Origin of the sequence: Streptomyces sp. HB132 (genome assembly GCF_016909575.1) — a bacterium.
In the GTDB taxonomy this organism is placed as follows: domain Bacteria; phylum Actinomycetota; class Actinomycetes; order Streptomycetales; family Streptomycetaceae; genus Streptomyces.
Genome location: NZ_JAFBGA010000009.1, coordinates 266,093 through 281,809 on the forward strand (window position 1 = coordinate 266,093; position 15,717 = coordinate 281,809).

Genomic DNA, 15,717 nt, shown 5'->3' on the forward strand with positions numbered 1-15,717 from the left:
AGCGGGTGGTGCGGCCGTACGGAACCTGCCCGGCGGTCAGCGGAACGGCGGCAGGCTCGCATCGCGGACCTGGGGCGACAGTGCGTCACCGACCTGGTTGATCAGTTCGGACATCATGTAGCTGACCTCACCGATGTCCGCGTCCCTGGTCGTGCTCACCAGCAGCGAGGCGCCGCTGGAGACGGCCATCGAGAACATGTAGCCGCCGTCCATCGCGGTGAGGCTGTGCTCGACGGGATCGGTGTTCATCAACTGGGCGGCACCGGACAGCAGGTTGACGACGCCGGACGCGATGGCGGCCAGCCGCTCGGCGTCGTCACGCTCCACGCCCGCGTAGGCAAGCGCCAGTCCGTCCACGGACACGGCTATCGCCTGGGTGACTTCCGGGATGCGTCCGGCGAAATCGCTCAGGATCCAGCTCAGGTCGGTGGAAGAGGTCATTTCTTGGTCCGTTCGGTGTCGTCGTCGGTAGCGGAGCGCCCACGGGGGTTCGTGCTCCTGTTGATCCCCTGGGCATAGGCCGCCAGGACGTCGGAGACCTGCCGGGAGTCCCGGCGACGGGGCGACGGCCTCGGCGCGGTGGCGCCGGAACGCTGTTCGGCGCCGTCCCGTTTACCCAGGGTGGGCCACTGCTGCGTCGTCTTGCGCTGCCGCAGGGGCAGTCCTGAGGAGCTGACTCCGGCAATGCGCGAAGTCGGCTCGTCCTGGCCGGGCGGCGTCGTGCCGTGGTCGCGGCCGTCCTGGCCCGCGCCCGCGGCCACGACGGTCCGGCCCGATGCGTGGTCGTCCCCGAGCCGCGCACGGTCTTCGACGGCGCCCGCACCCGCGCCGACGGAGGCGCCGTTGCGGTGGGGCCACGCACCTGTCGCGGCCGGCTGCCGGCGACCGGCCTGTCCAGGCGGTGTGATCGGACGGGGCGCCTCGTAGCTGACATCGTTGCCACGATCGCCGCCGGGGGCCGAGCCGAGCGTGCCCTGCTGAGGGGGCGCTGTTTCCTGCGGGTCCCGGGACAGCACCTTCGCGGGCAGCGTGACCTCGGCGATGGTGCCGGGGCCGGACGAGTCGCGCAGTTCGACGACGATGCCGTGGCGGGCGGCCAGCCGTGCCACCACGTGCAGCCCCATGGACCGTACGTCGCCGATGCCCGCCCGCGGTTCCAGCAGCGCGGCGTTGTGGGCCGCGCGGCGGTCCGCCGTCATACCCACACCTTCGTCGACGATCTGCACGACGGCCCGGTCCCACAGCCGCCATACGGCGACCCCGACCTGCTTGTCAGGCGGCGAGAACCGGGTGGCGTTGTCGAGGAGTTCCGCAAGGATGTGCGCGACGTCGTGCACGGCGCGGGCGGTGATGCCGATTCCTGCTTCGATCGCCCCGAGGGACACGCGCTCGAATCGCTCGATCTGCTGAGCGGCGGCCACGATGACGGTGGAGCAGCCGACATCGGCAGCGCGTACCCGGGCGTTCCCGTAACCGCCGAGTACCAGGAGGTTGTTGGTGTTGCGCTCCATGCGGACAGCGAGGTGGTCCAGAGCGAAGAGGGTTCTCATCCGCACGGGGTCGGCCTCGTCGCGCTGTACCGTGTCCAGCTCGGACACCATGACGGCGGTCAACTGCGCACCCCTGCGGGCCACGCCGACCAGTGTTTCGGCGAACTGCTCGTGAATCAGAGCCTGTTGAGCGGCCAGGCGGACGGCTTCGTGGTGGACGGCGTTGAACGCGTCGCCGACCTCGCCGATCTCGTCCTCGCCCGTCGTCGTGACCGGGTCACCCGTCCGCCGGGCCACCTGTTCGGGCGTCGCCCCGCTCAGTGCGCCCGGCTGGGACAGCTCACTCATCACGGCGGGCAGTCCGGTATGGGCGACCTCGTGAGCGGCGTTGCGCAGGTCGTGCAGCCGCCGGATCATGACGCGACCCAGGCGGATCGCGACGACGACGGCGCCGACCAGGGTCAGTACGACCAGGGCGACCTCGGCACCGGCCGTCCACATGAGCGTGGTGCGCGTGTCGGAGACCAGGGCGAAGACGGACTCGTCGATCCGTTCCTCCACCGAACGCAACAGGTCCTGCCGGTCGTTGGAGGCCTTCTGCCACTCCTGCGGAGTGACCGTGAGGTCCGTGCCGGTCGCCGCGCGCCCGATCTCGTCCTCGAGTCGCCGGGCCTCCAGCGCCTTCGCTCCGGAGAGCGTGCGCTCCAGCCAGGTCCGCCACTGGCCGGGGCCGAGGTCGAACATGACGCCGATCGACTCGGTGTAGCCCAGCCGACTCGCGTCGAACGTCCGCTGGGAGGCGGTGGTGAAACCGCCCGCGGCCTGCGCCCTCATCACGGTGACCTGCTGCTGGGCCGTGTGCTCCGACGCCTCGGACAGCGCGGCGGCGGCGCGGATCCGGTCCGCGATGTCGGCGTCGACGCCGTCCGCCTGGGCGATTCCGTCACGGTAGCCGTTGAGGTCGGCGATCACGATCCGGTAGCCGAACGCGAGCGCCGAGATGGTGCTGCTGCCCGAGCGCACCTGCGCGCGGAGCGCGGGCATCTCGTCGATGAAGCGGTCGATGCGGTCCAGGGCGTCCTGTGCGTTGCCGGGCACCCCGGAGAGGTGCCCGGTCCGGTCCCGGAATCTCGCGATGCTCGCATCGGTCGCGTCGGCACGGACCCGGAACGCGTCCGCGCTGTCCTGCCCGGAGACCAGGGCGGTGGCCGCTGCCCGCTCACGCTGTAATTGGTGGGTCAACTCCCCCGCGCCGGTGGCGGCATCGACCATCGACGTCAGCCGGTTGGCCTGGAGCGCCTGGTTGGTGGCGGGTGCGAGGGCCAGGACCGAGAAGGTGATGGCCACGGTGAGAGGCGCGGTCACGAGGAGGACGAGGCGACGATTGATTTTCACTTCGCGGCTCCGTTGCCGGAACCGGCGCTGAGTATCGGTGACACGCAGATACCTGTTAACGGGTTGTGGGGGGCGTCGGTAGGGGTGTCGGTGGGGACGTCGGGGCAGGGCACGGCCGTCGAGGTGGAGCGGACGGCGCGGATGGGGCGAATCGTGCGGGGGACAGCGCTGCTTGACGTAAGCGGCCCCCTGTGGCGGCATGATCTTATGACGTTGCACGCGGCTACGGACCCGTATCACTGCGAAAAAATATGCGCACTGATTACACAAGGGCGGTCCCACCCGGTCGCAACCGCTCAGACCGCGCACTCTCCAGAGCCCGGACCAAGGTTCGGAGTTACCGCTTCGTACCCTGCCTGACCAGCGCTCGGGTGTCCCGAGAACGTACGCGGCCCGATGCGCGAACCGCGCACGGCGCCCTCTGACTCGGCGTTTTGACCGGCCGGTCGAACGCTCGGATCTCGTCGCGGAAATTTGACTCCGTCCGGCCCGCTCCGCGGTGCGTCCCCACTCGACGGCTTCGGGAGGGCCGGGCGAGGAGACCGTCCCGGGCGTGAGCAGGGACAGCTGCCACGATCCGAACCCCCGCGAACCCGCCCATCTCCCCCAGGAGCTGGCCGGTCGGGGGACTGTGCACCTCAATTCCTGCGCAGAGGTCTTGGGTTGACGTGGAACATGCGTGGGAGTCGTGAGAGTTCGGACGAAATTCTCGTGATTCGCTCATGGGGGCGGAAGGCTCGGAGGGCTCACTCGGCGCTTTCCGAACAGGTCGGGCGCCGACCATGCGATGGGAGGCCGATCGACGATGCCCACTCCGGTACGGAGCAGAGTGAGGGCGGCCGCGCTCGCGCTCTCGGCCGTCGCTGTCCTCGCCTCCGGCGCGACCGCCACGACCGGCGCGGCAGCGGCCCCCGTTCCCGCGAAACAGGGGCCCACCTCGGTGGCGTACGTCGAGGTGAACAACAACAGCGTGCTCAACGTGGGCAAGTACACCCTCGCCGGCGGTGGGGGCAACGTCTTCGACGTCGCCGTGATCTTCGCAGCGAACATCAACTACGACACGGGCGCGAAGGCGGCGTATCTGTCCTTCAACGAGAACGTGCAGCGCGTCCTCGACAACGCCGCCACGGAGATACGGCCGTTGCAGCAGAAGGGCATCAAGGTCGTCCTCTCGGTGCTCGGCAACCACCAGGGCGCGGGCTTCGCCAACTTCCCGAACCAGCAGGCGGCTTCGGCGTTCGCCGAACAGTTGTCGGACACCGTGGCCACGTACGGCCTCGACGGCATCGACTTCGACGACGAATACGCCGGTTACGGCAACAACGGCACCGGCCAGCCCAACGACAGCTCGTTCGTGCACCTGGTGACGGCACTGCGCGCGGACATGCCGGACAAGATCATCAGTCTCTACAACATCGGCCCGTCCGCGTCGCGCCTGTCCTACGGCGGTGTCGACGTCTCCTCCACCTTCGACTACGCCTGGAACCCGTACTACGGCACCTGGCAGGTACCCGGCCTGGCACTGCCCAAGTCGAAGTTGTCGCCGGCGGCCGTCGAGATCGGCCGGACCCCGCAGAGTACGGTCGCCGACCTCGCCCGCCGCACCGTCAGCGACGGGTACGGCGTCTATCTGACGTACAACCTCGACGGCTCCGATCGCAGCGCCGACGTGTCCGCGTTCACCAGGCAGCTGTACGGCAGCGACGCCGTCTACACGCCGTGAGGTGGCGCAGCTCCCCCTTCGGCTAGTTCGTAAGCACGCCCGTCGGCGGGGGGTGGCGTTCGCACCGGAGCAGTGGGGACGGCCCGGGGATGCAAGGGTGGTCACGACCATCGGCAGCGATGTCTCGGGGACGTCCGGCCACGGTCGCGGCGGTCGTGGCTCCGGCACGGGATGATGCCCTGCCGGGTTGCCTTCGTGCCGTACCGCCGGCCGCCGGGGCTTGTCCGCTCCCCTGGTCCGTCGCATCCCGGCTCCGACCGTCAGAAGCCGCGGAGTACCCGCTAAGCTGCAAGCGCCTCGTGGGGGAAGTCCGGTCGAAATCCGGCGCTGACCCGCAACGGTAGGCGGAACTTGTGCATTCGGTTCCGTGAGCCCGATTACCCGCGGTGGTGAAGCTCCTGTCGATCGCCGTGGACTGCGAGAGGTGCTGCGCACGGCGCCTGGCGTCCGGAGCCGCTCCTTGGATCACGTAGGTGCACGGCCCGAGGCGAAGGCGATGCGCCCGTGGCCAAGCTCCGTGACCGAATACCTCCTCCGCCGGTGCGCGGTGCGCGCACCGGCAGGGGGCCAGCACCGCCCGCACGCCTCTCCTTGCCCCTGCTCGTGACCGGCTTGTGCGTCGCGCTCCCCCTGTCCCTTGCCTGCGGGACGGGAATCGGGGCCTCGGGGCTCTCATGGAGCGAGGCGCTGCACTGTCTGTGGGCAGGGCTGACCGGCGGGACGATCGCGCCGGACGAGGTCTCCTCGTACACCATCGTCTGGGAACTCCGCTTTCCGCGCGCCGTGCTGGCCGCGGTCGTCGGGGCCGGGCTGGCGGCGGTCGGCGTCGCCGTGCAGGCAATGGTGCGCAACGCGCTCGCCGACCCGTTCGTCCTCGGCATCTCCTCGGGTGCGGCCGTCGGCGCCAACGCCGTGCTCATCTTCGGAGCCTTCGGCGCACTCGGTGTGTGGGCACTGTCGACGGCGGCGTTCCTCTCCGCCCTGCTCGCCATGGTGCTGGTGTACACGATCGCCCGGACCGCCCGGGGCCTGACGCCGCTCCGGCTCGTGCTGACCGGTACCGCGATGTACTACGGTTTCTCGGCCGTGACCACGTTCATGGTGTTCGCCGCCGAGCGCGGCGAGGCGGCCCGGTCCGCGATGATGTGGCTGCTCGGCAGCCTGGGCGGGGCCAACTGGTCCTCCGTGCCGATCGCCGCCGGCACCGTGCTCGCCGGCCTCGTCCACCTCGGCTGCTCGGCGCGTCGCCTGAACGCCCTGGCGATGGGCGACGAGACCGCTGCCGCACTGGGGGTGGACCCGGGGAGGCTGCGCAAGGAACTCTTCCTCGTCTCCGCGGCGGTCACCGGGGCCGTCGTCGCGGTCAGCGGCGCGATCGGCTTCGTGGGCCTGATGGTCCCGCACGCCGCCCGGATGCTGGTCGGCGCGGACCACCGGCGACTGCTGGCCGTCGCCCCCCTGGCAGGTGCCGTCCTGCTGATCTGGGTGGACGTCCTGTCGCGGGTCGTGCTGGCGCCCGCCGAACTGCCCGTGGGCGTACTGACGGCGGCCGTCGGCGTACCCTGCTTCGTGCTGCTCATGCGCCGCCGGACCTACACCTTCGGAGGCGTGTGATGCGGGTCGACATCGAGGCACTCACGGTCGAGATCGCCGGTGCGCGGCTGGTGGAGGACGCCACCCTGCGTGCGGGCAGCGGAGAGGTCGTCGGTCTCGTCGGCCCCAACGGCAGCGGGAAGTCGACGCTGTTGCGCTGCGTGTACCGGGCCCTGCGTCCCACGGCCGGTGCTGTCCGGGTCGGTGGCGATGATCTTCTCGGTCTGGGCGCGCGAGAGAGTGCGCGCCGACTGGCCGCCCTTCCGCAGGAAGCGGTGGCGGAGTTCGACTTCACTGTGGCCGAGGTCGTGGCCATGGGCCGTCTCCCGCACCAGGGGCCGGTGGCCCGGGCCACCGAGGAGGACCGGCGGACGTGTGAGGCGGCGCTGGCGCACGTAGGGGCCGCGCATCTGGCCGACCGTGGTCTTCTCACCCTCTCCGGTGGTGAGCGGCAACGGGTCCTGATCGCCCGCGCGCTCGCTCAGCAACCCCAGGTGCTGGTACTCGACGAGCCCACCAACCATCTCGACATCGCACAGCAGTTGGAGGTCCTCGCGCTGGTGAGGGGCAGCGGACTGACCGTGCTCACCGCGCTGCACGACCTCAACCTCGCGGCGCAGCACTGCGACCTCATCCACGTCATCGACGGGGGGCGGATCGTCGCCTCCGGCGCGCCGCACGAGGTGCTCACGCCCACGTTGCTGGCCGGCGTCTTCGGGGTCCGGGCGCACCGCGTACCGCACCCCGAGACGGGCGCGACACAGCTCCTCTTCGACCGTCTTCCCTCCGCGTAGTCCCTCCCCGTACCCGTCTCCAAGGAGTTCCCGCCGTCATGCCCGCCTCCGCACGACCTGCCGCGCTCGCCCTCGTCCTCGCCGCCGTCGCCCTCACCGGCTGCGGGGCGGAGGTCACCTCCCGGGAAGAAAAGGAGGACGGGGCCCGGGCCGCCGACGGCCCCTATCCGGTGACGGTCGAGAACTGCGGTGAGAAGAAGACGTACGCCAAGGCCCCGCAGCGCGTGGTCACCAACGACGTCGGCATCACCGAGATCATGTTCGCGCTCGGACTCGAGGACCACATGGCGGGGTACGTCATGCCGGACGACAAGGGGGACCTCACGTCCGTGCCCTGGAAGGACGGCTACACGAAGACCGAATGGCTGTCGAAGGAGCGGATCAACAAGGAACTGGTCCTGGACGCCGACGCCGATCTGGTGTTCGCGGGATGGAACTACGGCTTCAACGAGGGCGAAGGCTTCACCCCCGCCGAGCTGGAACGTGTGGGCATCGACTCGTATCTGCTCAGTGAGTCCTGCCGGAACGGGCAGGGGAAGGCGCGGGGGGTGATGGCGCCGCTCGACGCGCTGTACACCGACCTGCGGAACCTGGGCAGGATGTTCGATGTCGAGGAAAGGGCCGAAACGCTCATCACCTCGTTCCGGAAGCAGGTGTCCGAAGCCAAGGAGAAGGCGCCGAAGGGCGCTGACCGGCCGCGCGTCTTCCTCTACGACGACGGGCAGGACAAGCCCCTGACATCCGGTGCCTACGCCGGACCGCACGACATCATCACCAAGGCCGGTGGCGACCACATCATGAAGGACCTCAAGGACAGCTGGACCACAGTGGGTTGGGAGACGGTCGTCGCCCGTGACCCCGAGGTCATCGTGATCAACAACTACGGTGACACGACGGCGGAGCAGAAGCGCGAGTTCCTCACGTCCTACAAGCCACTCGCGAACGTGTCCGCCGTCAAGAACGACCGGATCGTCGTCCTCGACTACGTGGACCTCGTCGAAAGCCCGCGTAACCCCGCAGCCGTCAGCTCGCTCGCCGCGGAACTGAGGAAGCTCGGCTCCTGAACCGAGCCCGCGTGCACGCCGTGCTCGCCCCGGGTGGGCCGGCCGGTCGCGGCCCCGCGTAAGGGGGGAGGGCGACACCATCACGAGCCGCGGCAGCCCGGTCCGGCGGTGACTGGTCGGTGGCCCCACCCGCCGACGCGGTCAGGGAGTCGGGCGTCCGCGTCACCACGCGCCGCGGCGGCGCCTGCCCCGTCCTGTCCGGAAGAGCGGAGATGCGCCACCCGCGCTCGAGGCCCGGGGACTGCCCCATCAGGGCGGAGACGGCCGGAGACGCGACAGGGCGGCGGACGCCGACGGGTGTCGGAGTCCGCCGCCCTGGAGCGGGGCGGAATGCTGACCGGCCTCGCCCTACCGGGGGTCGCGGCCGAACAACGACCGGGACCAGAAGTAACCGAGGACGACAAGCACCAGGCACCAGGCGACGGCAAGCCAGCCGTTGTGGCCGATCTCGCTGCCCAGCAGCAGTCCCCGGAGGGTCTCGATGGCCGGGGTGAACGGCTGGTACTCGGCGACCGGCTGGAACCATCCCGGCATCGCGTCGACCGGGACGAAGGCGCTGGAGACGAGCGGCAGGAAGATGAGCGGCACGGCGTTGTTGCTGGCGGCCTCGGGGTTCGGACCGGACAGACCCATACCGACCGCGATCCAGGTGAGTGCCAGGGAGAACAGTACGAGCAGCCCGAGTGCCGCCAACCACTCCAGGGCTGTGGCGTCCGTGGAACGGAACCCGATGGCCACCCCGACGGCGCCGACGAGGACCACGCTCGCCACGCACTGCAGCACGCTGCCGACGACGTGCCCGATGAGGACGGATCCGCGGCTGACGGCCATCGTGCGGAAGCGGGCGACGATCCCCTCGGTCATATCCATGGAGACGGACACCGCGGTGCCGATCGTGGTACCGCCGATGGTCATCAGCAGGATGCCCGGGATGAGATACGCGATGTAGTCGGACCGGTCGGCCCCGCCGTCCCCGATGCCGGCGCTCATGACCTCGCCGAAGACGTAGACGAAGAGCAGGAGCAGCATGACCGGGGTGAGCAGCAGGTTGAGGGTCATGGAGGGGTAGCGCCGGGCGTGCAGGAGGTTGCGGCGCAGCATGGTGGTCGAGTCGCGTACGGCGAGGGGGAGGGAGCTCATCGGACGTCCTCCTTGGTCTGGTCGGTCCGCTCGGTCCGGTGGATCGGGTGGGTCTGGTGGGGGAGGTCGGTGTCGCCGGTCAGGGCGAAGAAGACGTCGTCGAGGTCGGGTGTGTGGACGGTGAGTTCGTCGGCGTCGATGCCGGCGGAGTCGAGTCGGTCCAGGAGGGAGCGCAGTTCGCGTTGGCTGCCGTCGCTGGGGATGTGGAGGGACAGTGCGTCGTCGTCCCTGGTGGTTTCCCGCAGTGCGGTTGCGGCGTGGTGGTAGGTGGCCGGGTCGGTGAAGCGGAGGCGGACGTGTCCGCCGGGGACGAGTCGTTTGAGTTCGTCGGCGCTTCCTTCGGCGGCGATCCTGCCGTTGTCGAGGACGGCGATGCGGTCGGCGAGTTCGTCGGCTTCCTCGAGGTACTGGGTGGTGAGGAAGACGGTGACGCCGTCGGTGACGAGTTCGCGGATGATTTTCCACATGGTGTGGCGGGAGCGGGGGTCGAGCCCGGTGGTGGGTTCGTCGAGGAAGATGATGCGCGGGCTGCCGACGAGGGTCATGGCGATGTCGAGGCGGCGTTTCATGCCGCCGGAGTAGCTCTGGGCGGGTTTCCTCGCGGCGTCCACCAGGTCGAAGCGTTCCAGGAGCCGGGTGGCGGTCCTTCGGCCCTCGCTCCTGGGCAGGTGGTGCAGGTCCGCCATGAGGAGCATGTTCTCCTCGCCGGTGATCAGTCCGTCCACGGCGGAGAACTGCCCGGTGACACCGATCGTGGCGCGCACGGACTGCGGGGCGGTGGCGATGTCGTGACCGCCGACCTGGGCCTGCCCGCCGTCGGCCGGGACGAGCGTGGAGAGGATCTTCACGGCGGTGGTTTTTCCGGCGCCGTTCGGACCCAGCAGTGCGAACACGGACCCGGCCGGGATGTACAGGTCGATCCCGTCGAGGACGGTCCTGTCGCCGTAGGACTTGCGCAGACCTATGGCGGAGACGGCAGGGGGCGACTGCGGAGCCCCACCGCGACTGGATGTGGGCATGACAGAAGAAGGCATGTGGTCCTCCCGGTAACGGGCTTGGGTGGATCGACGGGCGGTGGAGTCGAGACGGATCCGTCGGGGGTCAGGCCTTGGTGCGTCGGATGTCGATGTTGCCGTGCCGGGTGCGGGCGCGGATCTTGACGGTCTCCGCGGACGGCTCAGGTGCCTCGGACGCGGTGAGCGTGTTGCGCACCTGTCCGGAGCCCGCGTGTACGTCGAGCCAGGCGGCCGTGCCTTCACGGACGCCGACGTCGATGGCGCCGTACGCGGTCTCCAACTGGACGGTGCCGCGTGTCACTCCGTCCACGCGCAGGGTGCCGTGGGCGGTGGTGGCGGTCACCGGGCCATCGGCTCGCCGGATCTCGATGTCGCCGTTGGCGCCGCTCACCCGCAGTTCTCCGGTCGCGGCGCCGACGGTCGTGGTGCCGTGCGAGTTCTTCAGGACGGCGGGGCCGTCGACGAGGCCGACGCGCAGGCTGCCGGAGCTGGTGGTGATCTCGGCCATGCCCTCGACCCGGTCCACTGTGATCGATCCGTGGGACGCCTTGAGATGCAGAGGGCCGGTCGTGTCGAGGCGGACGTCACCGGACGAGACCTTCGCCCGGACCTCGCCGAGCCTGCCCTCGCCGAGTACCTGGGCCCAGGAGCCCGTCATGTCGATGCGTGAACCCGTGGGCAGTTCGACCGTCACGTCGACGGTGCCGGTCCGGCCGAACAGGTTGGACTTGGGTGTCCGGACGGTCAGGGCGCCGTTCGCGTACGTGACCTCGGTCTGGTCCGCGGTCCGCACGTCCAGGTCCTTCTTCGGGTCGCGGGGCCGCACCTCGACCACGGTGTCGAGGCGGTCGCCCGCGGTGAACTGGATGGAACCGGCCTCCACGTGCGCCGTGGCCGAGATTGCTTGGGGAGTGTCGAAAGAAGGCATGGCTGTCCCGTCCTCTTGGGTCTTCAGGTCGTCCCCGCTGGTGGGGGGTGGTGTGGGTGAAGTGGCGTGGGCGGAGGTGCGGCTAGCGCACCCAGCCCGTGAAGCTCTGTCCGACGGTCTGTGCCTTCTCCGTCGTACGCGGTCGCGTCCCGCCGTCGACCGCTGCCGACACGGCCCGCACCAGCCAAGCGTTGACCGACAGGCCCTCGCGGGTTGCGGCCTCCTCGGCGCGGGCCTTGAGGTGGGCGGGCAGGCGCAGATTGACGCGGGCGGTGCCACCCTCTTCCCCGTCGGCCGGGGCCGGGTTCGTGAGCGCCTCGCCTGGTGTGGCCGCTTCCGGAAGTGCGCCTCCGCCGGCGGGCGGCAGTGTCACCACGAAGTCGGGGTCGAGCCCGCGCAGCCGTACGTCGACCGAGCCGGGGGCGAGTTCACGGGTGATCTCGTCCGTCGCGGCGGAGAGCACGTTGAGCATGGTCAGCCGGGTCGCCGACTCCAGGGGGGCGGTGAGCCTCTCTGCGAGGGCGCGGGCTTCTTCGCCGCCGGCTTCGGCGGCCACCGCGAGTTCGCGGCGCAGGGTGTCGACATACGGCGTGAGGTCCATGGCGCCATAGTGGCACCACTGTGGTGCCATGCGCAAGCGGAAGTGCGGCGTTCTTCTGTCCGATCGCTGACGCTACCGCTTTGACCTGCGCAAATGTGGTGATGCATTTCCATGAAATCGTGGCACCGGTCTGGTGTGGATGCTCCTGGGAGGGTGAGGTGGCATTGGCTGGTGCCAGAGTGGCGCCAGATGGTGTCGCGTGACGCCGCCCTCGGCGGCTGCCGGCTGCTCCGGCCGCCGGCAGGTCTCCGGGATCCGGATGCGGACGGCTGGCCCGACCGGTGAGGTGTCGCGTCCGAACATTCCACGGCGCCGGTCGGCATCACGCCGGTACCACGCGTGCGAGCGCCCCGGCGCGTGCCGGGGCGCTCGCACGTCGACGCCTGTTACGCCTTCTGAGGCTGAAGGAAACGGGCCAGCAGATCGTCCAGGCTGACCATGCCGGTGAGTACGCCCGATGCGTCCCGGACGACGGCGAGCGATGCCCGGCGCCTGCGCAGGAGTTCGATCGCCTCGGCGACCGTGGCGTCCTCCGTCAGTTCCGGCACGGGTCGGGCCAGTTCACGCGCGACGGTGTCCCTTCCCTGGGCACGCGCGACGAGGACGTCACGGGCGTGCACCGACCCGAGGACGGTCCCCTGGCCGCGGACCAGTAGCCGGGTGCGGTCGGTGCCGGCGGCCAGACGCAGGATCTGCTCCGCGTCCGCCTCGCCGTCCACGGCGGAGATGTCGGCGGCCGGGATCTGCAGGTCGCGAACCGGCGTCTCCGGCTCGGTCAGCGAGCGCGTCAGCAGTTCGGAGTCGGTCTCACTGATCAGACCGAGCCGCTCCGACTCCTCCACCAGGTGCGTGAGCTGCTCGCGGTTGTGGACGGAGGTCAGCTCGTGGCGCGGGGCGACCCGGCACAACCGCACCAGGCCGTTGCTGATCCTGTTGAGGACCCAGATCAGGGGGCGCACGGTCTTCACGACGCTCCGGAAGGGCGGGGAGAGCAGCATCGCGGAGCGCTCGGGGTGGGCGATGGCCCAGGACTTGGGGGCCATCTCGCCGAGCACCATGTGCAGGAACACCACCACGACCATCGCCACGGCGAACGCGACACCGTAGCTGAGCGCGCTGGGAAGCCCCAGCTCGTGCAGCAGCGGGTCCAGCTCGTGGGAGATCGCCGGCTTCGACACCGACCCCAGGCCCAGCGTGCACACCGTGATGCCGAGCTGGGCGCCGGCCAGCATCAGTGACAGCTCACGCATGCCGGCCAACGCCGCCTTGGCGCCCCGCTGCCCCTCGGCCACGGCCCTTTCCATCCGGTGCCGCTTGGCGGCGACCAGCGCGAACTCGGCCGCGACGAAGAAGCCGCTGCCGACCAGCAGCAGCACGGTGACGAAGACCGCCATCGGGAAACTCATGCCCGCTCCTCCGGCTCGTCGGCCAGACGCTCGATACGGATGCGTTCCGGCACGTGCCGGTCGAGGGCACGCACGTCGATCACAGCGACAGCGTCGTGCGGCAGCCGCACCGTGAGACGGTCGCCGATGGCCGGGAAGCGTCCGAGCCGGTCGATGATCAGGCCGGCCACCGTGTCGTAGTCCTCGTCGGCGGGCAGTTCGATCCCGGTGGTCTCGGCCACCTCGTCCAGGCGGCGCCCGGCGTCCACGATCCAGCCGTCGCCGTCCGCGACGGCCACCGCGGTGACCGTGTCCGACTCGTCGGCGATGTCACCCACCAGCTCCTCGGCGATGTCCTCGTAGGTGACGACACCGGCCACGCCACCGTGTTCGTCCAGGACCACGGCGAACTCGTCGTCCCGCTCCCGCATGCGCTCGACGGCACCCGGCAGGGGCAGCGTGTCCGGCAGCAGGAGTGCCCCGCGTGCCACGGCGCCGGCGGTGGCGCCGGTGAGCCGCTCGGCGGGCAGCCCCATGAGCTCCCGCACACCCAGCACGCCCGCGATGTCGTCGGGGTGGTCGCCGAGCACCGGGTAGTTGGAGTGGCCGTGCTTGCCGATGAGGCCGATCGCCTCGGCGGCCGTGGCGTCCTTGCGTACGAAGACCGCGTCGGCACGCGGCACCATCACTGCGTGCAGTGTCCGCTCGGAGAACTCCAGTGCGTGGTCGAGCAGTTCGGCCGTGCCGCGCGGCAACTGCCCCTGCTCGTGGGACTCGCCGATCAGGTGGCCGAGCTCCTCCAGGGTGGCACCGTGGTGCAGCTCCTCGACCGGTTCGATGCCGATCCTGCGCAGCAGCTTGTTGGCCGCCCCGTCGAAGATCCGCACCACGGGTCCGACGACCTTGAGGTACGCGAGTGTGGAGCCGGCCAGCGCCTTCGCCAGCCGCTCCGGGACGGCGATGGCCAGGTTCTTCGGGGCCAGTTCGCCCAGCACCATCTGCACCGCGGTGGCGAGCACGAAGGCGAGTACGACGGAGATGCCGGTCACGGCGCCGTCGGGAATGCCGAGGCCGGACAGGACCGGCCGCAGGATGGCCGAGACGGACGGCTCGGCGATGAAGCCCACGACCAGACCGGTCACGGTGATGCCGAGCTGGGCGCCCGAAAGCATGAACGACAACCGCCCCAGCACGGTCAGTGCGCGGGCGGCCTTCCTGTCACCGGCCTCGGCCTGACGGGCGAGGGCGAGCCGGTCGGCGGAGACGTAGGCGAACTCCTGGGCGACGAAGTAGCCCGTTCCCGCGGTCAGCACGAAAACGGACAGCACGCCGAGCCAGGCCTGTGCGGCACTCATCCGACACCACCCCGCCGGGTGCCGTGCGCGGTAAGCGCTGGGCGGGATGGCCGGGGACTGTATTCGGAAGGGTCCGTCGATCTGGCGGACAAGCGAGAGCTCCTCAACTAGGTGTGCATACGCAAAACGATTCTGACCGGAATCGCGTTCCCGGCCACCGAGCGCACCGTCCGACAGAGGCATACCGCCCGTCCGGCACCGGCAGGCGTTCAGGAGGTGACCGCGGACGTGGCCCCGGGATCGGCTCAGGAGCTTGATTCCGACCTGTGCGTGCGGGCTTCTCGGGGCGCGCCCCGGCCCGCAGGGGCAACTCTATGCTTCTACTCACTTGTAGAAGTTGCCTGGCCCCTGCGGGCGGCCGGCTCGAGCAGGAGCCCCTCGGTGCCCCCGGCCGGCACCCTCACCCCGGGACCGTGCCCGCGTGGACCGGGGCCGCTCCTCTGCCTCCGGTCGCGACGGGTCGAGCGGGAGTTCGTGCGGGACGGGGAGGGCCGGTCGGGTCTCGTCACCGGCGATCAGGTCGCGCGGCGTGCGGGCATAGCGCTTGCCCCGTGCCTGTCCGCGCCCATGTCCCGGCCTCGAGCCGCGGGAGGCGTAGTCCGGCGGCATCACGGCGAGCCACGTTCCGGCCCCGCGGCCGCGTTCCCGAGCCACCGGCCTCGGCGGCGGGGGCGTGCGTGCGTGGGTGATCCGCCATGCGTCCAGGGGGCTGCTACGACCGCTCGTCGGCGTCGGTCCGTCGCCGGGGGCATCCATCCGGTGTGGCATCGGCCGGACGGCGCGGGGAGCTCACGACGAGCCTCCGGTGCCGTCCGGCCCGCGGCTCCCACGGCGGAGCGGGTCCAGGGCCACCCGCCCCCGCAGCCGCGCGACCACGTGGTGTCCGCCACGGCCGACGCCGCCCCCGTGCGTCCATGAGCCGGTGGCGTCCGTGTGCCGGGGGAGGGGGATCGAGCGTCGGTCGTCGGGCGGCTGCGAACCGGATCTCTACCGCGCCGGCCGTAGCCGGTGGCACTCCGGTCGGATGATGTGAGGGGACGCCCGTCGCCGAACGGCCGAGCGCGATGCCGTGATCACCACATCCGCGAACCGGACCCGCGACCGCGCCGGCGGCCCGGACGACGGGCCGAAGATCCCGGAGCGCGTTCCGGGCCGGACGCTCGTCGTCCTCGCCGTGTTCGTCACCCGGGCGGGACTGCCCTGACATGCCGTCATTCCCGTGGACGGGTGAGG

Annotated in this window: 13 protein-coding genes and 1 riboswitch; of the genes, 5 read left to right on the plus strand and 8 right to left on the minus strand. The window is 70.5% G+C overall.

What is annotated here, in order from left to right; translation table 11 throughout:
• Positions 1 to 36: 36 nt before the first annotated feature.
• On the minus strand, positions 37 to 441 hold the full coding sequence (locus JOC24_RS21655; RefSeq protein WP_205022000.1) for a roadblock/LC7 domain-containing protein: 405 nt from the start codon (positions 439 to 441) through the stop codon (positions 37 to 39).
• Positions 438 to 2,885: a sensor histidine kinase gene (locus JOC24_RS21660; protein ID WP_205022001.1), complete on the minus strand. Its 2,448-nt coding sequence runs from the start codon at positions 2,883 to 2,885 to the stop codon at positions 438 to 440. Before JOC24_RS21660 ends, JOC24_RS21655 begins: the two co-directional genes overlap by 4 nt.
• Positions 2,886 to 3,690: 805 nt before the next feature.
• Here JOC24_RS21660 and JOC24_RS21665 point away from each other — a divergent pair.
• From JOC24_RS21665 to JOC24_RS21680, 4 genes are all read left to right on the plus strand, one after another.
• Positions 3,691 to 4,608 (plus strand): endo-beta-N-acetylglucosaminidase H, encoded by a 918-nt coding sequence (locus tag JOC24_RS21665; protein WP_205022002.1) that lies wholly within the window; start codon positions 3,691 to 3,693, stop codon positions 4,606 to 4,608.
• Positions 4,609 to 4,869: 261 nt separating this feature from the next.
• A riboswitch (cobalamin riboswitch) is annotated at positions 4,870 to 5,012 on the plus strand.
• 100 nt (positions 5,013 to 5,112) lie between these two features.
• Entirely contained in the window at positions 5,113 to 6,222 is a 1,110-nt protein-coding gene (locus tag JOC24_RS21670; protein WP_205022003.1) for a FecCD family ABC transporter permease, read from the plus strand.
• Positions 6,222 to 6,995 (plus strand): ABC transporter ATP-binding protein, encoded by a 774-nt coding sequence (locus JOC24_RS21675; RefSeq protein WP_205022004.1) that lies wholly within the window; start codon positions 6,222 to 6,224, stop codon positions 6,993 to 6,995. The genes JOC24_RS21670 and JOC24_RS21675 overlap by 1 nt, the downstream gene beginning before the upstream one ends.
• A gap of 38 nt (positions 6,996 to 7,033) precedes the next feature.
• Complete coding sequence (locus JOC24_RS21680; RefSeq protein ID WP_205022005.1) at positions 7,034 to 8,059, plus strand: ABC transporter substrate-binding protein; 1,026 nt, start codon at positions 7,034 to 7,036, stop codon at positions 8,057 to 8,059.
• Positions 8,060 to 8,407: 348 nt separating this feature from the next.
• Here JOC24_RS21680 and JOC24_RS21685 read toward each other — a convergent pair whose 3' ends face one another.
• From JOC24_RS21685 to JOC24_RS21710, 6 genes are all read right to left on the minus strand, one after another.
• Positions 8,408 to 9,199, minus strand: a complete 792-nt coding sequence (locus tag JOC24_RS21685; RefSeq protein WP_205022006.1) for an ABC transporter permease — start codon at positions 9,197 to 9,199, stop codon at positions 8,408 to 8,410.
• Positions 9,196 to 10,218: an ATP-binding cassette domain-containing protein gene (locus tag JOC24_RS21690; RefSeq protein WP_205022007.1), complete on the minus strand. Its 1,023-nt coding sequence runs from the start codon at positions 10,216 to 10,218 to the stop codon at positions 9,196 to 9,198. Before JOC24_RS21690 ends, JOC24_RS21685 begins: the two co-directional genes overlap by 4 nt.
• A gap of 82 nt (positions 10,219 to 10,300) precedes the next feature.
• The gene (locus tag JOC24_RS21695) at positions 10,301 to 11,143 is read right to left on the minus strand and encodes a DUF4097 family beta strand repeat-containing protein (protein ID WP_205022008.1); all 843 of its coding nucleotides are present in this window, start codon (positions 11,141 to 11,143) and stop codon (positions 10,301 to 10,303) included.
• A gap of 82 nt (positions 11,144 to 11,225) precedes the next feature.
• Positions 11,226 to 11,744, minus strand: a complete 519-nt coding sequence (locus JOC24_RS21700; RefSeq protein WP_205022009.1) for a toxin-antitoxin system HicB family antitoxin — start codon at positions 11,742 to 11,744, stop codon at positions 11,226 to 11,228.
• A gap of 386 nt (positions 11,745 to 12,130) precedes the next feature.
• A complete protein-coding gene (locus JOC24_RS21705; protein ID WP_205022010.1) occupies positions 12,131 to 13,150 on the minus strand; it encodes a hemolysin family protein in 1,020 nt (339 codons plus the stop codon).
• Entirely contained in the window at positions 13,147 to 14,484 is a 1,338-nt protein-coding gene (locus tag JOC24_RS21710; protein ID WP_205022011.1) for a hemolysin family protein, read from the minus strand. Before JOC24_RS21710 ends, JOC24_RS21705 begins: the two co-directional genes overlap by 4 nt.
• 1,069 nt (positions 14,485 to 15,553) lie before the next feature.
• Here JOC24_RS21710 and JOC24_RS33840 point away from each other — a divergent pair.
• Entirely contained in the window at positions 15,554 to 15,688 is a 135-nt protein-coding gene (locus JOC24_RS33840; RefSeq protein ID WP_205022012.1) for an SCO1431 family membrane protein, read from the plus strand.
• Positions 15,689 to 15,717: the final 29 nt, after the last annotated feature.

Bases quoted from the DNA above. Each gene is read 5' to 3' on its own strand.
- JOC24_RS21665 (WP_205022002.1), top strand. From the start codon at position 3,691: ATGCCCACTCCGGTACGGAGCAGAGTGAGGGCGGCCGCGCTCGCGCTC.
- JOC24_RS21675 (WP_205022004.1), top strand. From the start codon at position 6,222: ATGCGGGTCGACATCGAGGCACTCACGGTCGAGATCGCCGGTGCGCGG.
- JOC24_RS21705 (WP_205022010.1), bottom strand. From the start codon at position 13,150: ATGAGTTTCCCGATGGCGGTCTTCGTCACCGTGCTGCTGCTGGTCGGC.
- JOC24_RS21655 (WP_205022000.1), bottom strand. From the start codon at position 441: ATGACCTCTTCCACCGACCTGAGCTGGATCCTGAGCGATTTCGCCGGA.
- JOC24_RS21695 (WP_205022008.1), bottom strand. From the start codon at position 11,143: ATGCCTTCTTTCGACACTCCCCAAGCAATCTCGGCCACGGCGCACGTG.
- JOC24_RS21680 (WP_205022005.1), top strand. From the start codon at position 7,034: ATGCCCGCCTCCGCACGACCTGCCGCGCTCGCCCTCGTCCTCGCCGCC.
- JOC24_RS21690 (WP_205022007.1), bottom strand. From the start codon at position 10,218: ATGCCCACATCCAGTCGCGGTGGGGCTCCGCAGTCGCCCCCTGCCGTC.
- JOC24_RS21700 (WP_205022009.1), bottom strand. From the start codon at position 11,744: ATGGACCTCACGCCGTATGTCGACACCCTGCGCCGCGAACTCGCGGTG.
- JOC24_RS21710 (WP_205022011.1), bottom strand. From the start codon at position 14,484: ATGAGTGCCGCACAGGCCTGGCTCGGCGTGCTGTCCGTTTTCGTGCTG.
- JOC24_RS21685 (WP_205022006.1), bottom strand. From the start codon at position 9,199: ATGAGCTCCCTCCCCCTCGCCGTACGCGACTCGACCACCATGCTGCGC.